A 25,526-nucleotide genomic window follows, 5' to 3' on the forward strand; every position below is an offset into this window, starting at 1 on the left:
CGTCAGTCGTCCCTGCCACCGCCTATAGCGGGTCGCCGGCCGATTGACACGCCCCCCAAAAAGGGCAGCGGCTCCGCCCCTTGCTCGCGGAGGCTGTTTCTATTCGCTCGCGAGGATCATGTTGCGGACGATCGGATAGACCTGACCGTCCCATTTCCGGCCGCTGAAGACGCCGTAATGGCCGACGCCCGCCTGCATGTGGTGGCGCTTGCGGAAAGGCTTCAGCTTCGAGGCGAGATCGTGGGCGGCGACGGTCTGGCCGAGCGAGCAGATGTCGTCACGCTCACCCTCGACGGTCAGGAGGGCGGTCCGGCGGATGGCGGAGGGGTCGACGGGGCGGCCCTTGTAGGTGAGTTCACCCTTCGGCAGCAGCGCCCGCTGGAAGACCTTGTCGATGGTCTCCAGATAGAATTCCGCCGTCAGGTCGAGCACGGCGAAATACTCATCGTAGAAGGTCTTGATCGCTTCGGCCTTCTCCGTCTCGCCGCGTGTGAGGTGGCCGTGCAGGTCGAGATGGGCCTTGATGTGCCGCTCCTTGTTCATCGACAGGAAGGCGATGAGCTGGAGGACGCCCGGATAGACGCGCCGGCCGGCGCCGGCGCAGGGCAGGGGCACCGTCGAGATCAGGTTCCTCTCGAACCACTCGAAGGGATGGCTGGTGGCGAGATCGTTGACCTTGGTCGGGTTGACCCGCACGTCAACGGGGCCGGCCATCAGCGTCAAGCTGCTGGGTTGGTCCGGATCGCCGGCCTGCGCCATTACCGCGGCGGCGACGAGCGCCTGCACGCAGGGCTGGCAGACCGCGACCACATGCGATCCCGGCCCCATCACATGCAGGAAGTCGATGATGTGCTCGACATATTCGTCGAAGCCGAAACGTCCCGCCGTCCATGGAATGTCGCGGGCGCTGTGCCAGTCGGTGATGAAGACGTCATGGTCCTGCAGCATCGTCCGCGCCGTGCTGCGCAGCAATGTCGCGAAATGGCCGGAGAGCGGCGCCACCAGCAGCACTTTCGGCTGGGTGACGTCGACATCCTTGCGGAAATTGAGCAGCGTTCCGAAGGGCGTGACGTGGACGGGGACCTCCGATACAGCCGCCTCGCGGTTGCCCACCATGACGCTGGTGATCCCGTAATCCGGACGGGTATGGATGACTCCGGTGCGGCCGATCATCTCCCAGGACGCCATGATCTCGCGGCCGAGCCGTCCTTGCGATGCGAAGAGAGCGGGGCCGAACAGGGCACCGGCCATGCGGGCAGCATCACGTACGGGCTCGAACATCCGCTGCTGGAATTCGAACGCGTGGTACAGCATGGGTGGTCCGGGGTGGGTCGAGATGCCACCTTGGCATCGATCCAAAAAAAGCTAGTGCACTTTCTGTTGCACTGCGAGAGTATTCTTTCTGTCGGATCTCTGCATCAGAGCCGCCGTCACCGGGGAGGTTCGGGATGGCCAAGGCCAAGCTCACCATTTCGAGCAAGAACTATTCGTCCTGGTCGCTGCGCGGCTGGCTCCTCTGCAAGATGTCCGGCATCGCCTTCGACGAGGTGCCGATTCCCGTCGATGATCCGGGGCAGCGGGCCGAGCTCCTGTTGCTCTCGCCGTCGTTCCTCGTTCCGGCGCTGACCGACGAGGGCGCCAAGATATGGGGCACCTGGGCGATCGCGGAATATCTGCACGAGACCTTTCCCAAGGCGGGTCTGCTGCCCCGGGACCGCGTGGCACGGGCCCATTGCCGCTCCATCTCGGGCGAGATGCATGCAGGTTTCCAGAACCTGCGCTCGGCCCTGCCGATGAATCTCAAGGCCCGCCATGCAGGCTTCAAGATCTGGGCCGGGGCTCAGCCCGACATCGACCGCATCCTCGCCATCTGGGACGAGTGCCTTTCCACCTATGGCGGCCCCTGGCTGTTCGGGGCGTCGCCGACGGTGGCCGACGCCATGTATGCGCCGGTCTGCATGCGATTCTACACCTACGATGTCCCTCTGGATGCCACAGCCGCCGCCTATTGCCGGACCGTCATGGACTGGGCGCCGCTGAGGGAATGGATCAAGGCCGCCAAGGCCGAGCCCGAGGAGATCGAGGAACTGGATGTCGAGTTCTAGGCCCGGCCGGAGCCGGCGGATTGCCCTGGCCTTTCTGCTGCTGTTCCTGCTGCCCATCGGCTGGTCCGCCGGCCATTACGCGGCCGGTGACCAGGGTCCCGACTGGTCGGCTGCAGGCCGGGCCAGCGCCGGGCTCCTGGCACCCGCCGGGGCGACGCCTGAGGCGGTGATCCGCGTCTATGCCGCCCGCACGGTGCGCTGGCGCGGCATCTTCGCCACCCATACCTGGATCGTGGTGAAGGAGGCGGGTGCCGCCCGCTATGACCGGTTCGACTATACCGCCTGGGGCGAACCGATCCGCATCAACGGCTTCGTCGCCGACGGTCGCTGGTTCGGGCGCGAGCCGGAACTGGTCTTCGCTGCCGACGGCGCGACGGCCGCCGCCGCCATTCCCAGGATCCGCGCCGCCATCGCCGGCTATGTCCATGCCAATCGCGGCGACTACCGCGCCTGGCCGGGGCCGAATTCCAATACGTTCGTCGCCGCGGTTCTCGCCGCCGCCGATCTGGAGGCGACCCTGCCGCCGACCGCCATCGGCAAGGACTTTCCCCATGATGGCCGCTGGCTTGCGCCCGCGGCGGCCGGCCTCGGCTTCCGCGCCACGCTCGGCGGCTATCTCGGTCTCACCATCGGCTGGTACGAGGGGCTGGAAATCAGCCTTTTCGGCGCGGTTCTCGGCCTCGACTTCCGCCGCCCGGCCATCAAGCTGCCGGCCATCGGCCGCATCGGCATGGGCGAGAGCTTCGTCTAGCCGCCATAGCCCGCCCGCTTCAGCCGGTTCACCGTCAGGTCCATGGCCGAGAGAAAGGCCGAGCGGTCGCGGGCGGCAAAGGCCGGCGGACCGCGGGTCTGGCCGCCCGCCGAGCGGATGTCGTCCATGAGGTTGCGGGTGGCCAGCGCCATGCCGATCGAGCCGGCGTCGAAAATGCGGCCGTTCGGCGCGAGCGTGGCGGCACCTGCCTTCACCGTCCGCGCCGCCAGCGGAATGTCGGCGGTGACGACGATGGCGCCGGCGCCGGCGCGCTCGGCGATCCAGTCGTCGGCGACGTCGGGACCCTCGCTCACCACGACGCGCTCGATCCACGGCTCGCGCGGTACGGCGATCGGGCTGTTCGCCACCACCTTGACGGCGAGGCCGTAGCGCTGGGCGACGCGGTAAACCTCGTCCTTCACCGGACAGGCATCGGCATCGACATAGACGACGATCGGACCGCCCGCCGTCATAGCGTCACTGGCGCTCGCGATTCTTGCGGTGCTTGAAGCCGCCGCGCTCGGCCTTGCCCTTGGGCGAACCCGGCGGCGGGCGCTTCTTGGCATAGGGCTTGGCGTCGCGCGTCTCGCGCCCCTCGTCCGGCCGCTGGCGGAAGCGCGGCGGCGGTGCGCCGCCCTCGCCCTCCTGGATCGGGGTGATGAACACGTCGTCCGCATTGGCCTTGCGGGCATTGACGATGAAGGTCTCGGCGAGGGCCGCCGACACCTGGAACTCCGTCGTCGTGTCATGGATGCGGATGGCACCGATATCGTCGCGCGTGACCTTGCCGCGGCGGCAGATCATCGGCAGCAGCCATTTCGGATCGGCGCGGTTCTGCCGGCCGACATCGGCGCGGAACCAGGCCATGTCGCCGGTCATCTTCAGGTCGCGCTCGGGCCGACCGCGCGGCCCGGCGGTGGCGCTGCGGGCGAAGCCCGGATCGGAGACCTCCTCCGGCTCGGGCAGGCGAGAGCGCAGCACCCGTGCCAGGGCGACGGCAATGTCCTCCGCCGACTTGCGCTCCATCAGCACCGCGGCGACCTGACGGTCCTCCTCGCTGGCCTCCTCGGTCAGCAGCGGGTCGGCGAAGATGCGCTCGCGGTCGAGGGCGCGGATGTCGTCGGCGGTCGGCGGGCCGGTCCATTCGGCCCGGATGCCGGCTTCGGCGAGCAGGCTTTCGGCGCGGCGACGCCGCGTCGTGGGCACGAGGAGGACGCTGACGCCCTTGTTGCCGGCGCGGCCCGTGCGGCCGGAACGATGCTGCATCACCTCGGCGTCGTGCGGCAACTCGGCATGGATGACGAGGGCGAGGTTCGGCAGGTCGATGCCGCGCGCCGCGACATCGGTGGCGACGCAGATGCGGGCACGCCCGTCGCGCAGGGACTGCAGGGCGAGGTTGCGCTCGTGCTGGCCGAGTTCGCCCGACAGGAACACGGCGGAGAAGCCGCGCTCCACCAGCGTCGCCTGCAGGTGGCGCACGGCGTTGCGGGTATTGGCGAAGACGATCGCCGTCTTCGGCTCGAGCTGGCGCAGCACGTTGACGACCGCGTGCTCGACCTCGTTCGGAAAGACCCGGATCACGCGGTAGTCGATGTCCTGGTGGCCGCGTTCGCCGGCCCCGGATTCGATGCGCAGGGCCTGGCGCTGGTAGCGCTTGGCAAGGGTGGCGATGGCGGCGGGGATCGTCGCCGAGAACAGCAGGGTGCGGCGATCCTCGGGGGTGGCGTTGAGGATGAACTCGAGATCGTCGCGGAAGCCGAGATCGAGCATCTCGTCGGCCTCGTCCAGCACCACGGCCTTGGCCTCGAACGGTTCGAGCGCGCCGCGTTCGATATGGTCGCGCAACCGGCCCGGCGTGCCGACGACGATATGGGCGCCGTCCTCGAGCAGGCGCCGCTCGCGGCGCGCGTCCATGCCGCCGACACAGGCGATGATGCGCGCCCCGGTATCGGCATAGAGCCAGGTCAGTTCGCGCTGCACCTGCAGCGCCAGTTCGCGCGTCGGCGCCACGACCAGCGCCAGCGGCGCGGCGGTGCGGTGCAGGCGCTCGGCATCCCCCATCAGGGTGTCGACGAGGGCCAGACCATAGGCGACCGTCTTGCCTGATCCCGTCTGGGCAGAGACAAGGAGGTCGCGGCCCGCGGCCGCGGGCGCCAGAACGGCGCTCTGGACCGGGGTGAGGTCGACATAGTCCCTGGCGGCGAGGGCCGCGGCCAGTTGCGATGGGATGATGGCTTCGGTCACGTGGCGGAATGTCCTGAATGGTCCGAGCCGGCGGAAGGAAGGGCCGGTCAGGGATCGGCGGACATGGCGGCTTCGGAGGTTGGCCGTCTCCCTAGGCGCATCCGCGACAAAAATCCATGTTTTTCGCAGATGCGGTAGATCCCGCCAGCTCCGACGCGCCGGAGGCCCGGGCCTCACCGCAACGTGAGGGGCGATACAGTAACCTGTTGCGGTGCTCTCGCGTATGGCATGACATCGGGCCGTCAGGGGATCTTGCATGCTGCCGTGGAACGACCGGGCGGGGAATCTCTCCGTTCTCAAGCTCATCGTCTTCCTGGGGATCCTTGCGCCTGGGGCGTGGATCGCCCTCCAGGCGGCGACGGGCTCGCTCGGCGCGAAACCGATCACCGCGGCTATTCACCAGTCCGGCGACTGGTCCCTGCGGCTGCTTCTGGTCGCCCTTCTGGTGACGCCGCTGCGTTTCATCGCCGACTGGCCGAAGCTGATCGCCGTGCGCCGCATGGTCGGCGTCGCCGCCGCGGCCTATGCGCTCGTCCATCTCCTCTTCTACGTGGTCGAACAGGCCTATGACCTGCAGAAGGTGGCGAGCGAGATCCTCCTGCGCTTCTATCTCACCATCGGCTTCGTCGGCGTCGTGGGGCTGCTCGTCCTCGCCGCGACCTCGACCGACGCCATGATCCGCCGGCTCGGCAGCACCGCCTGGAACCGGCTGCATCTGCTGACCTATCCGCTCACCTTCATCGCCATCTGGCATTTCTTCCTGCAGACCAAGATCGACGTGTCGCAGCCGGCGCTGATGCTCGGCTTCTTCGTCTGGCTCATGGGATTCCGGCTGATGCGGCGCCGGGGGATCGCGCCGCGGCCGTTGCAACTCGCCGGTCTCGCCCTCATATCGGGGATCGCCACGGCCCTGCTCGAGGCGCTGTGGTACGCGACTATGACCGGTGTCATGGCCTCGCGCATCCTTCTCGCCAATCTCGACATCGCCTTCGGGGTGAGGCCGGCCCTGTGGGTGGTTCTGGCGGGCCTGGCGCTGGCGCTGGTCAGTCTCGTCCGGCTCCGTGCCCGGCGGGACGCGCCTGCCCCGCGTCGGGCAACCGCCGGCGCGCGATGACAGGAGGGCCCAGGTCATGGGACTTTTGCAGCAACTGACCGCCCTGTTCGGAACGAAGGGAGACGACACGATGAATGTTGCCACCAAGACCTTTCCCGTCACCAAGACCGACGAGGAATGGCGCCGCATCCTGACGGCCGAGCAGTATCAGGTGTTGCGCGGCCACGGCACGGAGCGGCCGGGCAGCTGCGCCCTCAACCACGAGAAGCGCGCCGGCACCTTCTCCTGTGCCGGCTGCGGACAGAAGCTCTTCGTGGCGGCCAAGAAATTCGAGAGCGGGACCGGCTGGCCGAGCTTCGACCAGCCCCTGCCGGGCGCGGTGGAGGAGACGGTCGACCGCTCGTGGGGCATGGTGCGTACCGAGGTGCACTGTTCCAGCTGCGGCGGCCATCTCGGCCATGTCTTCCCCGATGGCCCGCCGCCGACGGGCCTGCGCTACTGCATCAACGGCGTGGCGCTGACCTTCGAACCGGCCTGACACGGCGGCGGGCAACCGGGCATTAACGGGGCGATGCGATCATGATCCCGGACCCTCCGGACGGCCCTCTCCGGAGCCCATCGAACCGAGTGCCCGCATGACCTCGCCCGCCGTCCCGCCGCCCTTCGACCGCGAGAGGGCCCTGATCGACGTGACGCGGGTCATCGTCGCCAGCGCGCTGACCATCGGCTCGGTGATGCTCACCGCCTTCGGCTTCGTCGAGCGCGTCGTCGGCATCGACAAGATCGCCACCGACCGCCGTTTCGCCCTGCTCGCGCTGATGCCCGGGGCGGCGGCGCTGGCCTTCCTTGCCAGCGGCCGGGCGCTCGGCGCGCTCTTCGACGTGAGCGTGCCGCCGCGCGCCGTCCCGGCCTGGCAGCGCGCCCTGTTGCGCTTTACGGACATATCGGGCGCCTATGGCCTCTTCGCCGTTGTCATTTCCGGCCTTGTCGGCGTCGCCACCTTCCTGTCCATCGCTCTGATGCTGGACCTGAGGTTCGTCATCCTGTCGAGCCTGAGCGGCATGCTCGCCTTCTGCGTGGCGCTGTCGGGCATGCTGATGCGCTACTCGCCGCGCCGCCGACTGATCGACCTGGCATTGGCCGTATCGATCGTTGCAGCCATGGCGATCGACCAGTTCTTCTGATCACAGCACCATGCCTGCGGCATCGATGAGGTGCATGTGGTTGAGATTGGCAGCGAGGCGCATGGGCTGGCCATCGGCGGCCCCCGCATTGGGACTGACGCGCCCGCACATGGTATCTCCGCCAATGGTGAAATAGACCAGCGTCTCGTTGCCCATGGGCTCGATGACATCGAGCGTCATGGCGAAGGGCGCGACGCCCGGATCCATGGCCGCCGAGGTCTCGGTGATGTGCTCGGGGCGAAGGCCGAGGACCAGTCCCGCCTGGCCGGCAAAGCCCTTGTAGCGCTCCACCCGTGCCGGCGGCACCGGCAGCACGATGGAGCCGGTGATGAAAAGGTCGAGGCCGCCATCCGTCGCCAGCAATTGCACCGGGATGAAGTTCATCGCCGGCGAGCCGATGAAGCCGGCGACGAAGCGGGTCCGCGGGTGGTGGTAGAGCTCGTTCGGCGGCCCGATCTGCTCGATCAGGCCGTGGTTCATCACCACCACGCGATCGGCGAGGGTCATCGCCTCGACCTGGTCGTGGGTCACGTAGACTGTGGTGGTGCGCACCTTGAGGTGGACCTTCTTGATCTCGGTGCGCATCTGCACGCGCAGCTTGGCATCGAGGTTCGACAGCGGCTCGTCGAAGAGGAAGACCTTGGGATTGCGCACGATGGCACGGCCCATGGCGACGCGCTGGCGCTGGCCGCCGGACAGCGCCTTGGGTTTGCGATCGAGCAGCTCCCGGATGTCGAGGATGCGCGCCGCCTCGTCCACACGGCTCTTGATCTCCGCCTTGGGATAGCGCTTCAGCCTGAGGCCGAAACTCATGTTCTCGGCCACCGTCATATGCGGGTAGAGGGCATAGTTCTGGAACACCATGGCGATGTCCCGGTCCTTCGGCGGCACATCGTTGACCACGTCGCCGTCGATGGCGATGTCCCCGTCCGAAATGTCCTCCAGCCCGGCGATCATGCGCAGCGTCGTCGACTTGCCGCAGCCGGACGGGCCGACCAGCACCACGAATTCCTCATCGGCGATGTCCAGGTTGATGCCGCGGACGGCCTCCACGTCTCCATAGCGCTTGACGACGTTCCTGAGGGTTACTCCTGCCATTGTCTGCTCTCCCGTCAGCCCTTGGTCGCGCCGGCTGTCAGGCCTGCGATGTAATAGTCCATGAGGAAGGCGTAGATGATCAGCGGCGGCAGGGCTCCGAGCAGCGCTCCCGTCATGATCTGGCCCCAGGCGAAGACGTCACCACGGATCAGCGTGGTGATGATCCCCACCGGCAGCACCAACTGATCCACTGACGTGGTGAAGGCCAGCGGGTAGAGGAACTGTGCCCAGCTCACCGTGAAGGCGAAGATGGTGGCGGCGATGATGCCGGGCAGGGCGACGGGAATGAAGATCCGCGTCAGGGTCTGGAACCATGAGGCCCCGTCGATGATCGCCGCCTCGTCGAGCTCCTTCGGGATCGAGGCGAAATAGCCGATCATGATCCAGGTGCAGAAGGGCACGGTCAGCGTCGGATAGACGACGAGCAGCACCCACCAGCGGTTCAGCATCTGGATGCCGGTCCATTCGTGAAACACGGCGAACATCTTGAACAACGGGATGAAAAGCAGCGTGTCCGGAACGAGATAGGTGAGGAACACCCCCGTCGCGAGCGTCGCTGACCCCCAGAACCGCATGCGCGACAGGGCGAAGGCGGCGGGGATCGAGATCAGCATGGTGATCGTCACCACGAAGGTCGAGACGACCACCGAATTGCGGAAGAAGACGAGATATTCCGGCTTGGTCAGCAGTTCGACATAGTTCGACAGGGTGGGATTGTAGACCCACCACGGATTGGTCGCCGCTGAGATTTCCGCGCTGGTCTTCAGCGATGTGATGAACATGTAGATCGGCGGCAGCAGGAAGAAGGCGGCGAAGATGACGAGGAAGAAATAGGACCAGCGCAGCGCCCAGGTCCGGTCGCGGCTCATCGAGCCATAGGCCGTCTTGCGCCTCGGGGCGCCCTTGTCGGACATGGTGGTCGCCGCGGTCATGCCTCGTTCCCTCGCTGGTTGATGTCCCGCAGGATGAAGATCGCCGCGACCGCCAGGATCGGCACCATGAACAGCGACACCGAGGCGCCGAGCGGGATGTCGCCGCCCTCGATGCCGAGCTTGAAGGCCCAGGTCGCGAAGAGATGGGTCTGGTCCAGCGGCCCGCCGGCCGTGAGCACGCGGACGATGTCGAAATTGGCGAAGGTGACGATGGTGGAGAACAGCGCCGTGATGGCGATGATGTTGCGCATCATCGGCAGCGTCACGTACCAGATGCGCTGCCACCAATTGGCGCCGTCGATGGCGGCCGCCTCGTAGAGCTGGTCGGGCACCGATTTCAGCGCCGCCAGATACATGATCATGAAGAACGGCGCACCGACCCAGATATTGACCAGGATCACCGCGAACCGCGCCCAGTTGGCGTCCCCCGTCCAGGGGATGCGGTCGAAGCCCGCGCCGGTCAGCACATAGTTGAAGGCGCTGTAGGAGGGGTCGAAGAGCCAGAGCCAGGCGAGCGTCGACATGGCCGGCGGAATGACCCAGGGGATCAGCAGCATGCCGCGCCACTTGCGCTGCCCCTTGGCGGGGATGTTGTGGACGAAATGGGCGAGGATGAAGCCCAGCAGCGCCTTGAAGATCACCGCCGTGATGGCGAAGAGGCAGGACTGGTAGACGACCTTCCAGAACGTCTCGCGGGTGAACAGGAACTGGATGTTGCCGAAGGGCAGGTGGGTGCAGATGATGTCGGGCAGCCAGGCGCAGTTGCGCATCCAGGCGACGCTGGTCATCGATTTGCGGAGCGTCGACAGATAGACCGCATAGAAGGCCGGATAGATGACGAGGCCGAAGATCAGGATGATCAGCGGCAGGGCCATCAGGAAGGCGATGGTGGACTTGCGCTGGAAGAAGCGCCGGACCGCATTCGGGCGGGTGATGACGCGGCGCGCCGGGGGATCGGATGAAAGGACTGCATCTGCCATCAGGTGTCGCCGCCTTGCGAGGGTGTCGGTCCGGGTGATCGGGTGATGCTGCCGCACGGCGGCCCGCATCGGCGCGCCGCCGTCATCGTCGCAGGGGGCGCCGCAAGCGCCCCCTCGACCGGTGCGGGAAACCCGCGCGGATCAGGTGCGCAGGAAGCCTTCCACCTCGCTCTCGGCCCAGGCCAGCGTGCGCTCCATGGGCTCGCCCTGCAGGTGCCGGACGATCATCTTCGTCAGCGTTCCCTGGCTGTAGATCTGCTGGGCGATCTTCGGCGGCGCCGGGGCGGCGGCGATCGAGAGGGTCTGGTGATTGTGCGGGTTGGGGTAGTGGTAGAGCGTGCCCTTCGGCGGCCCTTCCTCCGCCCAGGTCGGCAGGGTCGTCAGCTTCTCGAAGGAGGGAATGTCATAGCCGGCCGAGGCCGCCACGAATTTCGCGACGGCGTCCGGCTGCGACATCGCGACGAGCAGGCTCTTGGCGGCCGGCTTGTTCGGCGAGAAGGACCAGATGTTCCAGAAATAGGGCAGGAAGGGCGAGAAGCGCCCCCGCGGTCCCGCCGGCATGCCGTGGGTCCAGCACTGGGCCGCGATTTGCGGGGCGTCGCGCTTGGCCACCGCCCAGGCGCTCGGCGGGTTCATGATCAGCGCGCCGCGGCCGGAGACCAGCCAGCGGTTGTTCGAGCCGTCGTCCCAGGCCGGCGCGTCGGCGGGATAGAACCTCGCGACCTTGACGCAGTATTCCAGCGCCTGGCGCACGGCGTCCGACTTCACCGTCAGGTCGCCCTTGGCGTCGACCAGCGCCGCTCCGAAGGACTGGAAGAAGGCGCCGGCCGTATCGACCGAGTCGGTGGTGTCGCCGAGCCCGACGCCGAAGGGCACACCCGCCTTGTGGCAGGCTTCCGCCGCCTTGAGATAGGCGTCCATGGTCCAGGCATCGGCTTTCGGCGCGGAGCCGGCCGGATACATGGCCTGGATGTCGATGCCGGCATGCTGCTTCAGCAGGTCGATGCGCGAGCAGGGCCCCTTGATCTGCGAACCGATGGTAGCGGGCACGCCGAGCCACTTTTGGCCGGCACGCCCGAGATATTGCACCGTGCCGTTCACCTGACCGTTCTGGCTGATGAGCTGGGTCATGATGTCGTTGCACGATTCCAGCTGGTCGGCATGGGCCTGCGGCCACCAGGTCGGCATGGCGAGCATGTCGTGGCCCGACCTCGCCTGCGCCTGGGCGGCGATGGTCAGGAGATTCTTGTTTCCCTGCGAGGGGATGTAGTCGATCGTCAGTTCGACCTTCTCTTTCGCAGCCCAGGCCTGTGCCACCTCGGTGGAGGCCCGGTTCGCCCCGGGGACCCAATGGTCCCAGAGCCCGATGGACAGCTTGCCGGCGGCATGGGCGCCGCGGACGAAGGGCGTCGAAAGCGCCGCTGTGGTGATCGCCGTCGCTGCCAGGAACCGGCGGCGGCTCAGGGTCTGTCTGCGCATGGTGAATCCTCCCGAGGACGGTCGCGGCCGGATGGCCGCGCTGATGGACGCCGTGCCGAGCTCGTTAGCCAATCCAGCGACCCGGCCGCAGGGCCTGCCGCATGCATGTCAGCTTGGGCGTCGTCCGCAGTAAACGATAAAATTCGGCGGAGTCAAAGATGCGGATACTACCGCACGTGAAGTGAATATTTCGCAGTCGCAAAATAATCGCTGAAATGTATGATACAAGTTGTGTATTTGTTACAACAATCCCGCGGGTAAAAGCCGAAGTGATGGCGATCTGTCTGGTGTGCGTTGCAGCAAGTAGGTGATCATTGCTGCCGCGATGCAGCGTTCTGGGGTGGCCGGTGATCCGCAGGCCCCCGGGGGGATCACGCCCCGCCGGTTGCCACGCAACCCTGCCATCCGCACCGACCCGGCTTCTCGCCGCCGCGACGATCGTCCAGATTGGCGCCTGCGCCGCGCCGCAAGAGCGCGGGACGGGGAGTTCATCCATGTTCGAATTCATCTGGCGGTCCATCGTGCTCGGCGTCGCCGCCACCGCCCTGCTCGATCTCTGGGCCCTGTTCCTGCAGCGCGCCTTCGCCATCGCTCCGCCGAACTGGGCCATGGTCGGCCGCTGGGTCGGCCATCTGCCGCAGGGCCGGTTCATCCATGACGATATCGGCCGGGCCGCGCCGGTGGCGAACGAGCGCGCCATCGGCTGGATCTTCCACTATGCCGTCGGCATCGCCTTCGCCGCTGCCCTGCTGGCCATCTGGGGGGTCGGCTGGGCCCGGGTCCCAACCCTCGTTCCCGCGCTCATCGTCGGCTATGTGACCATCGGCTGCGGCTGGTTCATCCTGCAGCCCGGCATGGGCGCCGGCATCGCCGCCTCCCGGCGTGACAATGCCATGCAGATCCGCATGCTCAACATCCTCGGCCACACCGTCTTCGGGCTCGGGCTCTACGTCGCCGCCCTTCTGACCCGCTGAGGCGCCTCCACCTTTGCACGGTCGGCCGCCATCTCCTCGGTGATCCAGGTGACGAAGGCCTCGATCTGCTGACGCGCCCGGTCCTCGCGCCGGTAGACGAGCCGGTGCGCGACGGCGGTGACCCCGAGAGGGCCGAATGGCGCGATGAGTTCCCCCGCCGCCAGCATTCCGCCGGCCTGGAGGGTCGATTCCAGCATCAGCCCGAGCCCGTCGCGCGCCGCCATCAGCCCGAGATAGGCGCGGTCGAAAGTCATCCCGCGGCGTGCCAACATGACATGCGGCGCATGGCGGGCGATCCACTGGTCCCACTGCACGACGCTGCGGACGGAATGGATGAGCGGCACGGCGCTGATGTCCTCCACCCGCGTCAGGTGGTGGCGCGCCACGAAATCCGGGCTGGCCAGCGGCATGACCGTCTCCTCGCACAGCACCAGCCCCTCGCAGGCCTCGGGCACGGGGCGGTTGTACTGGATGTCGATCATGAAGCCGTCGTCGCCGAGCTTTGCCGGTTCGTGGCCGGCGAACAGCGTCAGGTCGATCTCCGGGTGTCGGGCGCGGAAGGCGGAAAGCCGCGGCACCAGCCAGAGCGTCGCGAGGCTCGGCGCCGAATGCAGCATCAGGCGCAGGACCGATCCCTCGGACGCGAAGCGGCTGGTGGCGACCGCGATGCGGGTGAAGCTCTCGCCGAGGGCACTGGCATAGGCCACGGCGTCCTCGGTCGGCTGCACCGTCCGGTTGCGGCGTACGAAGAGCGGCTTGCCGAGAATGTCCTCCAGCATGCGGATCTGGTGGCTGACCGCCGACGGCGTCACGTTGAGCTGCCCTGCGGCGCCCGCGAAACTGCCCGTCTCCATGACCGCCGTGAAGGTCTGGAGGCACTTCAGGGGCGGCATGCCTCCGATCATCGGTGAAATCTCCTCGTCGATTTCATCAGTTTATTTCGTTTTCATGAAAATCATATCCTTGTTAGCGTTCTCTCAAGATACGTCGACGGCCCGGTCAACAGGGTCGCGGGGAGGAAGCCATCAGGTCGCCGCACGGGATGCGGCTGCACCGGCGCGGATGCGGCCTTCAGGCTGCCGCGCGGCCTTGTCTGCCCGCAATCTGGCCAGTCCCCGACGGTCCCGGCGCCGCTGCGCCGACGTGAAACTGTCAGAGGACGACCGTCGCATGAACCTCCATCGGATGCTTCTCGAACGGCAGGCGGCCGGCAAGCCCGTGACCGTCGGTCTCATCGGCGCCGGCAAGTTCGGCACCATGTTCGCCAGCCAGTGCCGCCTGACCGAGGGCATGCATCTCGTCGGCGTCGCCGATCTCAACCCCGACCGCGCCCGCTCCCAGCTGAAGGCCGGCTCCTGGCCGGAGGAGCAATATGCCGCCTCGTCCATCGACGACGCGCTGCGCACCGGCCGCACCGCCATCCTCGACAATGCCGATCTTCTCGTCACCCATCCCGCCATCGAGGTCATCATCGAGGCGACGGGTGATCCCGGCGCCGGCATCCGCTTCGCCATCAAGGCGATCGACAACGGCAAGCATATCGTCATGGTCAATGTCGAGGCCGATGCCGTGGCCGGTCCCATCCTCGCCCGCAAGGCCAAGGCTGCCGGCGTCGTCTATTCGCTCGCCTGGGGCGACCAGCCCGCCCTCATCGCCGACCATGTCGACTGGGCTCGCGCCTGCGGCTTCCGCGTCGTCGCCGCCGGCAAGGGCACCCGCTACCACCCGACCTACCACCAGTCGACGCCCGACACGGTCTGGGACATCCTCGACAAATACATGAAGATCCGGGACCGGAACTCCATCAATCCGAAGATGTTCAACTCCTTCGTCGACGGCACCAAGTCCGGCATCGAGATGACGGCGGTCTGCAATGCCACCGGCCTCCATGCCCAGTCGGAAGGCCTGTCCTTTCCGCCGGCGACCCGCTTCGAACATGCCGAGATCTGCAAGCCCCGCTCCGCCGGCGGCGTGCTGGAAAAGGCAGGCGTCACCGAGGTGACCTCGTCGGTCTATCGTGACGGGACGGACGTTCCCCATTCCCTGGTCATGGGCACCTATGTCGTCTTCGAGAGCGACAGCGCCTACAGCCAGGAATGTTTCCGCGAATATTCCATGCTGCAGGATTCCTCGGGCAAATATGCCTGCCTCTACCGCCCGATCCACATGATCGGCCTCGAACTCGGCTATTCCGTCGCTTCCGCCGCCCTGCGCAAGGAGCCGACCGGCGCGCCGATCTGCTTCAATTCCGACGTCGTCGCCACCGCCAAGCGCGACCTCAAGGCCGGCGAGATGCTCGACGGCGAGGGTGGCTTCTGCGTCTGGGGCAAGCAGACCCCGGCCGAGGCCTCCCTTGATCAGGGCTATTTGCCGCTCGGACTTGCGCATAACGTCAAGCTCAAGACCGACGTGAAGCTCGGCCAGCGGCTGAAGTGGAGCGACGTCGCCTATGACGCCGACAGCCTCGCCGTGAAGGTCCGGCGGGAGATGGAGGCGGCCTTCGCCAAGCCCAACGCCAAGGTGGCGTGAGGGCCGATCCGACAGCGTCGCGCCCGGCCACCGGGCGCGACATGCAGGCATAGAGATGACCGGACAACCGGTCCGCCAAAATCAGACCGGCCTCAGGCCGGCACCCGAGGAAACGATCGTCAGAGCCCGCCAAACGGGCCCCACCCCACCGAGGAGGACCACCATGACCACATTCGAGACCAAGAGTGCATCCCGTCGCCTGGTGCTCGGCGGCCTCGCTGCCGGTACGGCGCTCGTGGCCATGCCGGCCGTGCTGCGCGCCCAGCGGCTGAACTGGATCGGCGCCAGCGCCACAGCCCAGGCCGACTTCATCGGTCAGAGCCTTGACTTCTTCGCAAAGCGCGTCGGCGAACTGACACAGGGCCAGATCGTCATCACGGCCCATCACGGAGGCTCCCTCGGCGGTGAACGGGAGCATATCGAGGCGGTGCAGCAGGGTGCTATCCAGGTTGCCACGCCCGGTCAGGGCGTGCTCGCCGGCGTTTATCGGCCCGCAGAGGTCTGGACCCATCCCTATCTGTTCAAGGACGTCGCCCACAAGGATCGGGTCTGGGACACGATCCGTGCCGAATATCAGGACGACGTCGCAAGGAATGCCCGGATCCGGCCCCTCGGCGCGATTCCCCGCATGCCGCGCCAGCTCTCGTCCAATCGTCTGGTGCGTGTGCCTGCCGACCTCCGGGGCCTTAAAATTCGCGTGCCGGAAACAGCGCTCTGGCGGCGCACCTTCGAGCTTTTCGGCGCATCCCCGACCCCGATGCCGTGGCCGGAGGTCTTCCAGGCTCTGAAGTCCAGGGTCATCGACGGCCAGGAGAACCCGACGGCGCTGTCGTTCAACTCCGGCATCTTCGATGCCAACACCCATCTCGCCCTGACCGAGCATATGATGCAGGACAATTGCATCCTTGTTTCCCAGTCGACCTACCAGGGGCTGGCTCCGGCCCTCCAGCAGGCGCTCGACCAGGCCGCACGCGACATGGAGGCCCATATCCGGCCCCGTGTCATCGCAGAGGACACCGATATCCTTGCCAAGGTGAAGGCGAAGGGCATCGTCGTCACCGAGGTCGACAAGGCCGCCTTCACGCAGTCCGTTCGGAACCTCATCACGGAGTTCCCTGCCGGCAAGCGGTGGGCTGACCGGATGGCCCAGGTCGCCTGACCTTGGGCTCCACCTCGCCCATGGCCGGCTTAGGCGGGCCATGGGTGCCTTCGCGGCGGGCGCACCCGCCCAAGCCGGCTGACCGTCCGCCACTGCCTGGCGGGCGGCATCGTTTGGCACGAGGTCCATGACCGCAATCATCAGCAGGACGTCCCATTGGGTGACCGAGGTGGCGAAAGTCTTCCTCGGAATCTGGGTCGCCGCGATCGTCCTCATCACGCTGGCGGCCGTCTGGTGGCGCTATGTGATGAACTCGCCGATCTCCTGGATCGAGCAGGTGTCGAACATCCTGTTCATCTGGATCACCTTTGTTGGTGCGGCCGTACTCTATCGGCAGAAACTCCATATCGGGGTTGACATGTTCATCGATATGCTACGCGGTCGCGCCAAGCAGATCATGTTTTGGGTCATTGAGTTGGCCAATCTATTGTTCATCATTGTCTTGTTTATCTATAGTTTGAAGCTCTCCATCGATGTTTTGCCGAACACATATGGGGCCCTCGACATATCGCCGGCCTATTTCTATTTCGCCGCACCGGTGGCTTGCGCGATGATGATGCTCTACTTCCTGGAGAAGATCGTCGATCCGTCGAAGCGTCGCCCCGAGGGCTCGGTGGGGGACTTCTGATGGGCACGGTCCTGATCGGCGTTTTCTTCCTTCTCCTCGCGGTCTCCGTCCCCATCGGCTTCGCCATGGGCCTTGCAACCATGGCGGCGATCTGGACCCACGGCAGCCTGCCCATGTCGCTGCTCGCTCAGCGCACGCTGGTCGGCGCAGACAGCTATGCGCTCCTCGCCATTCCCTTCTTCATCCTCGCCGGCAACCTGATGAATGGCGGCGGCATTACCGAGCAGATCATCCGCCTCGCCAATGCCATGGTCGGCCGCTTCCGCGGCGGCCTGGCGCTGACCTCCATCACCGCCGCCATGATCTTCTCCGGGCTCTCCGGTTCAGCTGCGGCGGATGCCTCGGCGCTCGGCAAGGTGCTCATCCCCGCCATGAAGAAGCAGGGCTATGGCGGCGGCTTCGCGGCGGCGCTCATGGCCTCCGCCTGCGTCAACGGGCCGATCATCCCACCCTCGATCCCCCTTGTCATCTACGGCCTCTCCGCCGGCAAGGGGGTCTCCATCATCGCGCTCTTTCTCGGCGGCATCGTCCCCGGCATTCTCCTCGGTGTCTCGCTGATGGTGGCTGCCTATGTCATCGCAGTGAAGCGTCGCTATCCCGTCTCGGAGGCCGTGCCGCTGCGCGAGATCCCGCGTCTCATCGGCCCCGCCATGTGGGCGCTGATGATGCCGGTCATCATCCTCGTTGGCGTCACCGGCGGTGTGGTGACGGTCACCGAGAGCGCCACCATCGCCGTGGTCTACGCGGCCTTCGTCGGCTTCTTCATCTATCGCGTGCTCAACTGGCGCACGGTCTGGCCGATCCTCGTCCAGACGGCCCTCGACACGGCGCTGGTCATGTTCATCATCGCGCTGTCGTCGGGGTTCGGCTGGCTCCTCGCGGTTTCCGGCATCCCGCGTGCCGCTGCGACCTGGATTGCCTCGGTTTCCACCGACCCGACCATCGTCCTGATGATGATCAACGTCTTCCTGCTGGTCATTGGCATCTTCATGGAGCCGCTGCCGGCGCTGTTCATCCTGATCCCGGTTCTCGTCCCGGTGGTCCAGGCGGTCGGCATCGACCTCGTCCATTTCGGCCTGGTCATGGTGTTCAACCTCTGCCTCGGCCTCATCACACCACCGGTCGGCATCCTCCTCTACATCTGCGCCAACTTTGCCGGCGTGAAGCTGGAGGAGGAGAGCCGCGAGCTCGGGCCGTTCCTGCTCGCCGGCCTCGTCGTCCTCGCGATCATCTCCTTCTTCCCATCGACGGTTCTTTGGTTGCCGCGCGTCCTCGTCGGCTACACGGGTTGAGACCATGACAGTGAACAGACTCGCAGACCGCGTGGCTCTCGTCTTCGGCGCCGGTTCCGTCGGCCCGGGCTGGGGCAACGGCAAGGCCTCGGCCGTCGCCTATGCGCGGGCCGGCGCCAAGGTCGTCTGCGTCGACATCAACCGTTCGGCGGCCGAGGAAACCGTCGGCATCATCCGCGGCGAGGGCGGCAGTGCCGAGGCGCTCGCCTGCGACGTCACCAAGCTCATGGAGGTGGAGGACGTCGTGGCCCGCACCACCGCGCTGTTCGGTCCGGTCGACATCCTCCACAACAATGTCGGTCACGCCAAGATGGGCGGCCCTCCGGACCTCACCGAGGACGAGTGGCGCCGCGAGATGGACCTCAACGTCACCGGCATGTTCCTCGCCTGCAAGGTGGTGATCCCGACCATGGTGGCGCGCCGCCGGGGCGTCATCACCAATATCTCGTCCTCGGCCGGCATCCGCTATGTCGGCTATCCCTATACGAGCTACTATGCGGCCAAGGGCGCGGTGAACCAGTTCACCGTCGGCGTGGCGCTGCAATATGCGCGCGACGGCATCCGCTGCAATGCCATCCTGCCCGGACTCATGGACACGCCGCTGATCTACCAGCAGATCACCGTTCAATATGCCTCGCCCGACGATATGGTGAAGGCCCGTCACGAGGCGACGCCCATGGGGCGCATGGGCACCGGCTGGGATGTGGCCAACGCCGCCGTCTTTCTCGCCAGCGACGAGGCCAGCTACATCAATGCCGTCTGCCTGCCGGTGGACGGCGGCTTCACCGCCCGCTGCGCCTGAGGCCGCGCCACGGCCGCCGGGTTCCGGTCCGGATGGCTTTTTGCGAATGCGAAACGGATGCATGAACCCTTCCGACAGGCTAAGGAGCCCCGTCAGTCCGGGAGGGAACAGCCATGGCAGGGTCGCAGGTCGTTCTGGTCACCGGGGCCTCGTCCGGGATTGGCCGCGCCACGGCCGACCTCCTCCAGGCCCGCGGCCATCGCGTCATCGGCACCAGCCGCCGGGCGAGCCCGGGCGCGGCGCCCTGGACCTGGGCGCGGCTCGACGTCACCGATGACGCCTCGGTTACCGCCTGCGTCGCCGGCGTGCTCGCTTCCGAAGGCCGCATCGACGTGGTGGTGAACAATGCCGGCCTGGTGATGGCCGGCGCCGTCGAGGACACGGCCATCGAGGAGGCGCGCCGCAGCCTCGAGACCAACGTCCTCGGCGCCATGCGCCTTGCCAGGGCGGTGCTGCCGGGGATGCGGGAACGCGGCTCGGGCACCATCGTCAATATGGGCTCGCTCGCCGGCCGCGTGGGCATGCCGTTCCAGGGGATCTACTCCGCCAGCAAGTTCGCGCTGGAGGGCCTGACGGAGGCCCTTGCCCAGGAAGTGGCCGGCTTCGGCATCAATGTGGCGCTGGTGGCCCCGGGCGACACCGCGACGTCCGTCGTCGACAACCGCGTCCGGGCGGTCGCCTCGCAGGATCCGGCCTCGCCCTATGCGGCCGCCTGTGCCCGGATCGTCGCCATGTACGAGGCGGACGAACGGGCCGGCGCACCGGCGACCGGCGTCGCAACGCTGGTGGCCGACCTCGTCGAGGGCCGCAGGCGCGGGCCGCGCTATGCCGTCGGCCCTGTCGGGCAGCGCGTCATGGTGGCTGCGCGCGGCATGGTTCCCGGAGGCGTATTCAGGTGGGGCATGTCACGTTACTTTGGCCTGCGGAGATGATCAGCCGGCCGGCGGGATCGGCACCGTCGCCGGCCTGCCTCGGGGCGGCTGCTACGCGCTGATTTCACGGGCGAATTGGCCCAGCCCGGTGGGTCGCTCCGGTCGGCGGGAGCGGGGTGCGGTTTTGGCCCGAGGCTTGCCCGCAATCGCCAACCAAACTATAGCCTCTGCATCACCTCTCTGACGGTTTGGTGACCCTTGAAAGCAAAGCTGCTCCATGTCCGATAGTACGGTGCATCCCGAAGGCGGTTCGCAACCGGTCGCCGCGACCGCCCAGCTCACCGGGATTTTGCGCCGCGTGGCAACTGTCGGAGACATTCTGGAGCGGTCGGTCGGCGATGCGACCCATCCACTGAAGATCCAGATCCAGCGTTTCGACAGCCCGGTCCAGGCGGTGATCGACGGCCGGCAGACCACGCTCTTCGGCACCAACAGCTATCTCGGCCTCAATTTCGATCCGCGCTGCATCGCGGCGGCGGAAACGGCCCTGCGCACCTGGGGCACCGGCTCCACCGCCTCGCGTGTCGCCAGCGGCAACCAGGCCGGCCATGCCGAACTCGAGCGCACCATCGCCGCCTATTACGGGCGGCCGGATGCCATCGTCTTCTCCACCGGCTTCATGGCCAATCTCGGCGCGATCGGCGGCCTCGCCGCCGAGGGCGACCTCATCCTCTACGATGCCTTCTGCCATGCCAGCATCATCGATGCCTGCCGGGCGAGCGGCGCGACCTTCAAGTCCTTCCGCCACAACGATCCCGCCGACCTCGACCGCATGCTGACGGAGGCCACCGTGCCGCCGTCGCGCACCCTGGTCGTGCTCGAGGGCCTCTATTCGGTCTGGGGCGACCTCGGCGCAGTGAAGGATCTCGCCACCGTCGCCAAGCAGCACGGCGCGCTGGTTCTGGTCGATGAGGCCCATGGTCTCGGCCTCTACGGCGCCACTGGCCGCGGCGTCACCGAGGCCCAGGGCGCCGAGCATCTGGTCGATGCCGTCGTCGGCACCTTCTCGAAGTCGGTCGGCGTCATCGGCGGCTATTGCGTCACCAGCCATCCGGCCCTGAAGGCGCTGCGCTTCCTCGCCCGCGCCTATCTCTACACCGCCTCGCTGCCGCCCGCCGTCGTCGCCTCGGCCCGCACGGCGATCGGGATCATCGCCAGCGAGCCCGAGCGGCGCGCCGACCTCTGGCGCAAGGCCGAGCGCTTCTGCGCCGGCGTCGAGGCGCTCGGCTATTCCCTCTGCGCCGCGCCAGGTCCGGTCGGCGCCATCAAGATGCGCGGCCTCGTCCAGGGTCTCGGCTTCTGGCGGGAACTGCTCGAGCGCGGCATCTATGTGAACATCCTCGTGCCCCCGGCGACGCCGAGCGGCGAGGTGCTGCTGCGCTATTCCGTCTCGGCCGCCCATGCCGATGCCGATATCGACCTCTTCCTGGCGGTCCTGGCCGACCTCTCGAAAGTGGCACAGACCGCCTGACTCCTCCGGCCGGGCTGCCTGCCGGGCCCGTCGCCTTCAGAACAGGACGACCGCCTCGGCGAGCGCCACCGCCTTGCCGGCCTCGTCCTTGATGAAGATGCGCAGCGTCGCCCGTGCCCGGCCGTCGGCATGGTCGGCCCGCACGACGCGCCCCGATACGGTCACAGCGGCGCCCACCGGCACCGGCAGGGCGAAGCGCGTCGACAGCTTGGCGCAGGTGGCGTCCGGCAGCCAGCCGCCGAGCGCCGTATCGGCGAGGCCCATCAGCAGCATGCCCTGGACGATCGGATCGGCGAGGCCGATGGACCGTGCCGCGGCGGCATCCACATGGATCGGGTTATCGTCCCCGGAGGCCGCCGCATAGCGGCGCACCATGGCCATGTCGACCGATGGAAACGGCCGGTCGGGCAGGATCGTGCCGAGCGGCAGGGGGTGGTCGGGTGGCGTCACGGCACCAGCCTCAGAACGGCGTGCAGGCGCGCTATCGGCGTGTCGGAGTGGCTGATCGCGACGTCGAGTGCGAGGTGGATCGCATCCGTCCGCCTGACCTCGGCCACCAGGGACAGCGGCGTGTCGAGGGGCAGGGCGGCAAGCATCTCCACCGTCTGCAATTCATGCACCGGCAGCGAGTCCGGCCGGTCGGCGGCCAGCGCCCTGACGAGGTTCACCACCTCGGGCCGTGTCAGCCAGCGGATCGGATAGGTCGTCGGCAGGCGTGTGCCGCCGGTGGCCCCGACACTGGCTGCGAACGCCGCCACATCGGCGCCGGTGGCGATCACCGTGCAGCTGGCGCGGCGCATGTCGCCGGCCTGGCTCACGCAGCCCGACCGATGGCCAGGGACGCGTTGATGCCGCCGAAAGCGAAGGAATTGGTCAGCGCGACGCCGAAGTCATGGTCCCGCCCGACATTGGCCACGCAGTCGATGGGACAGGCCGGATCCGCCTCCAGGAAGTTGATCGTCGGCGGAACGAAGCCCTCTTCCAGCGCACGGATCGTGACGACCGCTTCGATCGCGCCAGCCGCCCCCAGCGTGTGGCCGTGGATCGGCTTGGTCGAACTGACGGGCACGGCGGCGAGCCGGTCGCCGAAGATCCGGCCGAGGGCTTCGCTCTCGGTGGAATCGTTGAGGATGGTGGCGGTGCCATGGGCGTTGACATAACCCACGGCATCAGCCGAGAGACCGGCATCGGCGAGGGCCAGCGCCATGGCCTCCGCGGCACCTCCGACATCCGGCTTCAGCATGTCCTTGGCGTCGCTGGTCGTCCCGTAGCCGAGGATGCGCGCGCGGGCGCGGGCGCCGCGCGCCTGCGCGACCTCCTCCGCCTCGATGACGAGAGCGGCCGAGCCCTCGCCCAGCAGCAATCCGTTGCGCCCGCGGGAGAAGGGACGGCAGAGCTGCGGCGACAGCACGCGCAGCATCTCCCAGGCCTTCATGCCGCCCGGCGTGACGATGGCCTCGGCACCGACGACGATGGCCCGGTCGGTCATCCCGGCGCGCACCATCTGGAAGGCGATGCCAAGGGCCTGCGCGGAGGAGGCGCAGGCGCTCGACACCACGAACGTCGTGCCGGTGCAGCCATAGATCAGCCCGACATTGGAGGCCGAGGCGCTGATCATCGCCCGCGGCACGGTCAGGGGGTCCGGCCGCTTCTGGGTCAGCGTCATGTTGCGCGTGGCTTCCTCGATCGTGCCGAGGCTGGCAATGCCGGTGCCGACGATCACCGAGGTCCGCGGTCCGAGCGGCAGGGCGTCGGAGAGGCCGGCGTCCTTCACGGCCTCCTCGGCGGCGATCAGCGCCATCAGCGTGACACGGTCGAAGAAGGAGGTCTTCAGATGCGGGAAGAAACGTTCGAGGGCGAAGTCCTGGACCTGGGCGGCGATGCGCAGGTTGTTGCCCATCTCGTAGTCCAGCACGATCTGCTTGACGCCGGACACGCCGCCGGCAGCCGCACGCCACAGGGCGTCGACGCCCGGGCCGGCCGTGGTGAGCGCACCGAGGCCGGTGACGACAACGTTGCGGGGCGTCACGATCAGGCCTTCTGAGCTTTCTGGATATGCTCCTTGAGGACGGCGATCAGGCCGCCGACGTCCTTGACCTGGGCGAGGCTCTCGTCCATCGGCACATAGACCTGGAACTTCTCCTCGATGGCGGCGAGGATCATCATGTAATCCACGCTGGCGATGTTCAGCGATTCGAGCGTCGTTTCCGGCCCGACGCCGTTCAGATCGACCATGCCTTCCTTTGCGATAACCTCGACGAGGTCGCGCGTCAGCTGGTCGTCACCGAAAGCGGATGCGGTATCGGTCATTCCGTGGCCTTCTTGTTTCTTCTCGCCGTCGGTCGGGCCTGGCACCGGCACGCTAAGCGTTTCCGGCGCGCGCGCCAAGTGCTCGGCGGCCGCCGTGAGTGCCGGCGTCCCGACCGACGCGTGGTGCCTTCCTAACCTCTTCTTTCCGTCCTATCTAGCGTCCAGTTGCACTGGATGTGATCCCGAGGGCCCGTCCGGTCATATTCAGGATGTTTCGCGAGGCTGCCTCCATGACGTTTTCCCGCCGAGGGCTGCTTGCCGCAGCCGCCCTGCTCGCGCCGACGGCATCGGCACAGGCCCAGGACCGTCTGCCGCCCGTCAGCATCCGCCGGTCCGAAGTGTCAGTGTCACGCACCCTCACCATCGCACGTCCGGACCTTCCCGTTCCGACCGATCGCGGCATGCTGTTCTATGTCCAGCACGCCATCAACCGGAATGTCCTTGTCTACGCCGCCCGTCAGCGCCCCGATGGCGGCCTCGATCCGCAGCGGCCGGTGGAGGTGTTCTGGCGCCGCTTCGGCGACGAAAACGGCAACCGCCGTGAACTGTCCTTCTTCGAGCGCGTCTTCGCCTTCGGCATCAGCACCCAGTCCATCGACCAGGCGCGCCACTCGGCCCGCATCGCTGGCTACCGCGAGCGCGATGCGGTGATCGATGTCGGCTCCGACGGCACGCCGCGCGCGCTCATGACCGTCGGCGCGCGCACCATGCGGATCGTCTATGCCTATGCCGAGGCCGAGGACCGCCGGTTCATCCCGAAGATCCACCATATCGACATCCACGGCATCGACATTGCCAGCGGCGAGGCTTTGCGGGAGCGTGTGCGCCTCGACATGTAGGCGGGGTCAGCGCGCCGGGGAGCCCCAGCCGAAATCGTGCCAAAGCCCACGTGGAAACGGGTTTGGCAGGCGGTGGCGCTCGATGATCTGGCGCATCAGCGGCGGCTTTGGCCGTTTCGGCTTCCAGGCGCCGTCGAAATGGTGGCAGAAATGGATGTGGCGTGAGAGCAGCGGCTTGCCCGAATAGAGCCCGGGCGGCACCCAGTAGATCTGTTCCAGCACCGCCACATCCCGCGGCTTCAATGTGTAGAACAGCCGGGTGAGCGCCTTCGGGCCGGTGGCGTCCTCGACATCGTCGGTGGAGACGATCGGCCGGCGGGCGACATTCTCCACCATGCGGTCGATGAAGGCCTTGAAGAAGGGATGGCGCGGGGGCGCGCCGAACATGCAGTTGGCAAGCTGGAAGGGCTGGTCATAGCCGAGCTCGCGCTGGCGCTGCGGCATCAGCTGGGCCTCGATGGCGAAGACGGCGGTGTCGGTGGCACGGAAGATGTCGATCGGCCGCAGGCATTCCATGTCGAGATCGGCGTAGAAGCCGCCGTCGACATAGACGGCGACGACCCTCCAGAAATCGGCCTCGGCGACACCGAGTTTCAGCCTGTCGAAGGTCGGCAGAAGATCGGGACAGTGCTGCGCGACATAGGCGCGCCGCGCCCGTGAATCGTAGAAGCGGATGGCAAGTCCCGGGTTCTTGTCGCGGATCGAGCGCTGGAAGGGCACGAGATGGCCCGGGATATCGGCACTCTCCCATGTCTGGTGCACG

28 protein-coding genes are annotated in these 25,526 nt (G+C 67.1%); 14 read left to right on the plus strand and 14 right to left on the minus strand.

Going from position 1 to position 25,526, the window contains the following annotated elements; all coding sequences use genetic code 11:
• Positions 1-99: 99 nt before the first annotated feature.
• The gene (gene phaZ / locus Q0C57_RS09750; RefSeq protein ID WP_296575597.1) at positions 100-1,314 is read right to left on the minus strand and encodes a polyhydroxyalkanoate depolymerase; all 1,215 of its coding nucleotides are present in this window, start codon (positions 1,312-1,314) and stop codon (positions 100-102) included.
• 134 nt (positions 1,315-1,448) lie between these two features.
• On the opposite strand from phaZ, the gene Q0C57_RS09755 reads away from it, so the two are divergent.
• Positions 1,449-2,105, plus strand: a complete 657-nt coding sequence (locus Q0C57_RS09755; RefSeq protein ID WP_296575600.1) for a glutathione S-transferase family protein — start codon at positions 1,449-1,451, stop codon at positions 2,103-2,105.
• On the plus strand, positions 2,092-2,856 hold the full coding sequence (locus tag Q0C57_RS09760) for a DUF3750 domain-containing protein (protein ID WP_296575603.1): 765 nt from the start codon (positions 2,092-2,094) through the stop codon (positions 2,854-2,856). Before Q0C57_RS09755 ends, Q0C57_RS09760 begins: the two co-directional genes overlap by 14 nt.
• Here Q0C57_RS09760 and Q0C57_RS09765 read toward each other — a convergent pair.
• Both Q0C57_RS09765 and Q0C57_RS09770 read right to left on the minus strand, forming a co-directional pair.
• The gene (locus Q0C57_RS09765) at positions 2,853-3,329 is read right to left on the minus strand and encodes a YaiI/YqxD family protein (RefSeq protein WP_296575606.1); all 477 of its coding nucleotides are present in this window, start codon (positions 3,327-3,329) and stop codon (positions 2,853-2,855) included. The two genes, Q0C57_RS09760 and Q0C57_RS09765, sit on opposite strands and share 4 nt — an antisense overlap.
• Before the next feature lie 4 nt (positions 3,330-3,333).
• On the minus strand, positions 3,334-5,100 hold the full coding sequence (locus tag Q0C57_RS09770) for a DEAD/DEAH box helicase (RefSeq protein WP_296575609.1): 1,767 nt from the start codon (positions 5,098-5,100) through the stop codon (positions 3,334-3,336).
• Between the two features lie 256 nt (positions 5,101-5,356).
• Between Q0C57_RS09770 and Q0C57_RS09775 the strand changes: the two genes are divergently transcribed.
• From Q0C57_RS09775 to Q0C57_RS09785, 3 genes are all read left to right on the plus strand, one after another.
• Positions 5,357-6,214, plus strand: coding sequence for a ferric reductase-like transmembrane domain-containing protein (locus Q0C57_RS09775; protein WP_296575612.1), 858 nt, complete (start codon positions 5,357-5,359; stop codon positions 6,212-6,214).
• A 70-nt stretch (positions 6,215-6,284) separates the two neighbouring features.
• Positions 6,285-6,692, plus strand: coding sequence for a peptide-methionine (R)-S-oxide reductase MsrB (gene msrB / locus Q0C57_RS09780; RefSeq protein WP_296575793.1), 408 nt, complete (start codon positions 6,285-6,287; stop codon positions 6,690-6,692).
• A 97-nt stretch (positions 6,693-6,789) separates the two neighbouring features.
• Positions 6,790-7,338, plus strand: a complete 549-nt coding sequence (locus Q0C57_RS09785; RefSeq protein ID WP_296575615.1) for a hypothetical protein — start codon at positions 6,790-6,792, stop codon at positions 7,336-7,338.
• On the opposite strand, the gene ugpC is transcribed toward Q0C57_RS09785, so the two are convergent.
• The 5 genes from ugpC to Q0C57_RS09810 all read right to left on the minus strand — a co-directional run bounded on the left by ugpC (position 7,339) and on the right by Q0C57_RS09810 (position 12,323).
• Positions 7,339-8,436 carry a sn-glycerol-3-phosphate ABC transporter ATP-binding protein UgpC gene (gene ugpC / locus Q0C57_RS09790; protein ID WP_296575617.1) on the minus strand — a complete coding sequence of 366 codons (1,098 nt, stop codon included), beginning with the start codon at positions 8,434-8,436 and terminating at the stop codon, positions 7,339-7,341.
• A 14-nt stretch (positions 8,437-8,450) separates the two neighbouring features.
• A complete protein-coding gene (locus Q0C57_RS09795; RefSeq protein WP_296575620.1) occupies positions 8,451-9,368 on the minus strand; it encodes a carbohydrate ABC transporter permease in 918 nt (305 codons plus the stop codon).
• Positions 9,365-10,243 (minus strand): carbohydrate ABC transporter permease, encoded by an 879-nt coding sequence (locus Q0C57_RS09800; protein ID WP_296575796.1) that lies wholly within the window; start codon positions 10,241-10,243, stop codon positions 9,365-9,367. The genes Q0C57_RS09795 and Q0C57_RS09800 overlap by 4 nt, the downstream gene beginning before the upstream one ends.
• Before the next feature lie 246 nt (positions 10,244-10,489).
• Positions 10,490-11,827 (minus strand): extracellular solute-binding protein, encoded by a 1,338-nt coding sequence (locus tag Q0C57_RS09805; RefSeq protein WP_296575622.1) that lies wholly within the window; start codon positions 11,825-11,827, stop codon positions 10,490-10,492.
• Between the two features lie 64 nt (positions 11,828-11,891).
• Positions 11,892-12,323 carry a hypothetical protein gene (locus Q0C57_RS09810; protein WP_296575625.1) on the minus strand — a complete coding sequence of 144 codons (432 nt, stop codon included), beginning with the start codon at positions 12,321-12,323 and terminating at the stop codon, positions 11,892-11,894.
• Here Q0C57_RS09810 and Q0C57_RS09815 point away from each other — a divergent pair.
• A complete protein-coding gene (locus tag Q0C57_RS09815) occupies positions 12,322-12,801 on the plus strand; it encodes a DUF2938 domain-containing protein (protein ID WP_296575628.1) in 480 nt (159 codons plus the stop codon). The two genes, Q0C57_RS09810 and Q0C57_RS09815, sit on opposite strands and share 2 nt — an antisense overlap.
• On the opposite strand, the gene Q0C57_RS09820 is transcribed toward Q0C57_RS09815, so the two are convergent.
• Positions 12,774-13,706, minus strand: a complete 933-nt coding sequence (locus Q0C57_RS09820) for a LysR substrate-binding domain-containing protein (RefSeq protein ID WP_296575631.1) — start codon at positions 13,704-13,706, stop codon at positions 12,774-12,776. The two genes, Q0C57_RS09815 and Q0C57_RS09820, sit on opposite strands and share 28 nt — an antisense overlap.
• 265 nt (positions 13,707-13,971) lie before the next feature.
• Here Q0C57_RS09820 and Q0C57_RS09825 point away from each other — a divergent pair, with 265 nt between their 5' ends.
• The 7 genes from Q0C57_RS09825 (at position 13,972) to Q0C57_RS09855 (ending at position 21,614) form a co-directional block, all read left to right on the plus strand.
• The gene (locus Q0C57_RS09825; RefSeq protein ID WP_296575634.1) at positions 13,972-15,330 is read left to right on the plus strand and encodes a flagellar biosynthesis protein FlgA; all 1,359 of its coding nucleotides are present in this window, start codon (positions 13,972-13,974) and stop codon (positions 15,328-15,330) included.
• Positions 15,331-15,493: 163 nt separating this feature from the next.
• Positions 15,494-16,489 (plus strand): TRAP transporter substrate-binding protein, encoded by a 996-nt coding sequence (locus Q0C57_RS09830; protein ID WP_296575637.1) that lies wholly within the window; start codon positions 15,494-15,496, stop codon positions 16,487-16,489.
• A 127-nt stretch (positions 16,490-16,616) separates the two neighbouring features.
• Positions 16,617-17,117, plus strand: coding sequence for a TRAP transporter small permease (locus Q0C57_RS09835; RefSeq protein WP_296575638.1), 501 nt, complete (start codon positions 16,617-16,619; stop codon positions 17,115-17,117).
• Entirely contained in the window at positions 17,117-18,409 is a 1,293-nt protein-coding gene (locus Q0C57_RS09840; RefSeq protein ID WP_296575640.1) for a TRAP transporter large permease, read from the plus strand. Before Q0C57_RS09835 ends, Q0C57_RS09840 begins: the two co-directional genes overlap by 1 nt.
• A gap of 10 nt (positions 18,410-18,419) precedes the next feature.
• Positions 18,420-19,211, plus strand: a complete 792-nt coding sequence (locus Q0C57_RS09845; RefSeq protein ID WP_296575643.1) for an SDR family oxidoreductase — start codon at positions 18,420-18,422, stop codon at positions 19,209-19,211.
• 113 nt (positions 19,212-19,324) lie between these two features.
• A complete protein-coding gene (locus Q0C57_RS09850) occupies positions 19,325-20,143 on the plus strand; it encodes an SDR family oxidoreductase (RefSeq protein WP_296575646.1) in 819 nt (272 codons plus the stop codon).
• 217 nt (positions 20,144-20,360) lie between these two features.
• On the plus strand, positions 20,361-21,614 hold the full coding sequence (locus Q0C57_RS09855) for an aminotransferase class I/II-fold pyridoxal phosphate-dependent enzyme (protein WP_296575650.1): 1,254 nt from the start codon (positions 20,361-20,363) through the stop codon (positions 21,612-21,614).
• Positions 21,615-21,650: 36 nt separating this feature from the next.
• Here the strand turns inward: Q0C57_RS09855 and Q0C57_RS09860 are convergent, their stop codons facing one another.
• Genes Q0C57_RS09860 through Q0C57_RS09875 form a run of 4 tightly spaced genes read right to left on the minus strand, consistent with a single transcriptional unit; the run spans position 21,651 to position 23,924 of the window.
• Positions 21,651-22,064: a MaoC/PaaZ C-terminal domain-containing protein gene (locus Q0C57_RS09860; protein WP_296575653.1), complete on the minus strand. Its 414-nt coding sequence runs from the start codon at positions 22,062-22,064 to the stop codon at positions 21,651-21,653.
• Complete coding sequence (locus Q0C57_RS09865) at positions 22,061-22,432, minus strand: hypothetical protein (protein WP_296575656.1); 372 nt, start codon at positions 22,430-22,432, stop codon at positions 22,061-22,063. Before Q0C57_RS09865 ends, Q0C57_RS09860 begins: the two co-directional genes overlap by 4 nt.
• Positions 22,429-23,643: a beta-ketoacyl-[acyl-carrier-protein] synthase family protein gene (locus Q0C57_RS09870; protein ID WP_366937821.1), complete on the minus strand. Its 1,215-nt coding sequence runs from the start codon at positions 23,641-23,643 to the stop codon at positions 22,429-22,431. The genes Q0C57_RS09865 and Q0C57_RS09870 overlap by 4 nt, the downstream gene beginning before the upstream one ends.
• 2 nt (positions 23,644-23,645) lie before the next feature.
• Positions 23,646-23,924: an acyl carrier protein gene (locus Q0C57_RS09875; RefSeq protein WP_296575658.1), complete on the minus strand. Its 279-nt coding sequence runs from the start codon at positions 23,922-23,924 to the stop codon at positions 23,646-23,648.
• A 230-nt stretch (positions 23,925-24,154) separates the two neighbouring features.
• Between Q0C57_RS09875 and Q0C57_RS09880 the strand changes: the two genes are divergently transcribed.
• Positions 24,155-24,763 (plus strand): DUF4833 domain-containing protein, encoded by a 609-nt coding sequence (locus Q0C57_RS09880; RefSeq protein ID WP_296575662.1) that lies wholly within the window; start codon positions 24,155-24,157, stop codon positions 24,761-24,763.
• 6 nt (positions 24,764-24,769) lie between these two features.
• On the opposite strand, the gene Q0C57_RS09885 is transcribed toward Q0C57_RS09880, so the two are convergent.
• Positions 24,770-25,525: a glycosyltransferase gene (locus Q0C57_RS09885; RefSeq protein ID WP_296575664.1), complete on the minus strand. Its 756-nt coding sequence runs from the start codon at positions 25,523-25,525 to the stop codon at positions 24,770-24,772.
• Position 25,526: the final 1 nt, after the last annotated feature.

This window comes from Phreatobacter sp. (genome assembly GCF_022843985.1).
Lineage (GTDB): Bacteria > Pseudomonadota > Alphaproteobacteria > Rhizobiales > Phreatobacteraceae > Phreatobacter.

Coding starts and splice junctions, on each gene's coding strand:
- phaZ (WP_296575597.1), bottom strand. CDS start 1,314: ATGCTGTACCACGCGTTCGAATTCCAGCAGCGGATGTTCGAGCCCGTA.
- Q0C57_RS09755 (WP_296575600.1), top strand. CDS start 1,449: ATGGCCAAGGCCAAGCTCACCATTTCGAGCAAGAACTATTCGTCCTGG.
- Q0C57_RS09760 (WP_296575603.1), top strand. CDS start 2,092: ATGTCGAGTTCTAGGCCCGGCCGGAGCCGGCGGATTGCCCTGGCCTTT.
- Q0C57_RS09765 (WP_296575606.1), bottom strand. CDS start 3,329: ATGACGGCGGGCGGTCCGATCGTCGTCTATGTCGATGCCGATGCCTGT.
- Q0C57_RS09775 (WP_296575612.1), top strand. CDS start 5,357: ATGCTGCCGTGGAACGACCGGGCGGGGAATCTCTCCGTTCTCAAGCTC.
- msrB (WP_296575793.1), top strand. CDS start 6,285: ATGAATGTTGCCACCAAGACCTTTCCCGTCACCAAGACCGACGAGGAA.
- Q0C57_RS09785 (WP_296575615.1), top strand. CDS start 6,790: ATGACCTCGCCCGCCGTCCCGCCGCCCTTCGACCGCGAGAGGGCCCTG.
- ugpC (WP_296575617.1), bottom strand. CDS start 8,436: ATGGCAGGAGTAACCCTCAGGAACGTCGTCAAGCGCTATGGAGACGTG.
- Q0C57_RS09795 (WP_296575620.1), bottom strand. CDS start 9,368: ATGACCGCGGCGACCACCATGTCCGACAAGGGCGCCCCGAGGCGCAAG.
- Q0C57_RS09800 (WP_296575796.1), bottom strand. CDS start 10,243: ATGGCCCTGCCGCTGATCATCCTGATCTTCGGCCTCGTCATCTATCCG.
- Q0C57_RS09805 (WP_296575622.1), bottom strand. CDS start 11,827: ATGCGCAGACAGACCCTGAGCCGCCGCCGGTTCCTGGCAGCGACGGCG.
- Q0C57_RS09815 (WP_296575628.1), top strand. CDS start 12,322: ATGTTCGAATTCATCTGGCGGTCCATCGTGCTCGGCGTCGCCGCCACC.
- Q0C57_RS09810 (WP_296575625.1), bottom strand. CDS start 12,323: ATGGATGAACTCCCCGTCCCGCGCTCTTGCGGCGCGGCGCAGGCGCCA.
- Q0C57_RS09820 (WP_296575631.1), bottom strand. CDS start 13,706: ATGATCGGAGGCATGCCGCCCCTGAAGTGCCTCCAGACCTTCACGGCG.
- Q0C57_RS09825 (WP_296575634.1), top strand. CDS start 13,972: ATGAACCTCCATCGGATGCTTCTCGAACGGCAGGCGGCCGGCAAGCCC.
- Q0C57_RS09830 (WP_296575637.1), top strand. CDS start 15,494: ATGACCACATTCGAGACCAAGAGTGCATCCCGTCGCCTGGTGCTCGGC.
- Q0C57_RS09835 (WP_296575638.1), top strand. CDS start 16,617: ATGACCGCAATCATCAGCAGGACGTCCCATTGGGTGACCGAGGTGGCG.
- Q0C57_RS09840 (WP_296575640.1), top strand. CDS start 17,117: ATGGGCACGGTCCTGATCGGCGTTTTCTTCCTTCTCCTCGCGGTCTCC.
- Q0C57_RS09850 (WP_296575646.1), top strand. CDS start 19,325: ATGGCAGGGTCGCAGGTCGTTCTGGTCACCGGGGCCTCGTCCGGGATT.
- Q0C57_RS09855 (WP_296575650.1), top strand. CDS start 20,361: ATGTCCGATAGTACGGTGCATCCCGAAGGCGGTTCGCAACCGGTCGCC.
- Q0C57_RS09875 (WP_296575658.1), bottom strand. CDS start 23,924: ATGACCGATACCGCATCCGCTTTCGGTGACGACCAGCTGACGCGCGAC.
- Q0C57_RS09880 (WP_296575662.1), top strand. CDS start 24,155: ATGACGTTTTCCCGCCGAGGGCTGCTTGCCGCAGCCGCCCTGCTCGCG.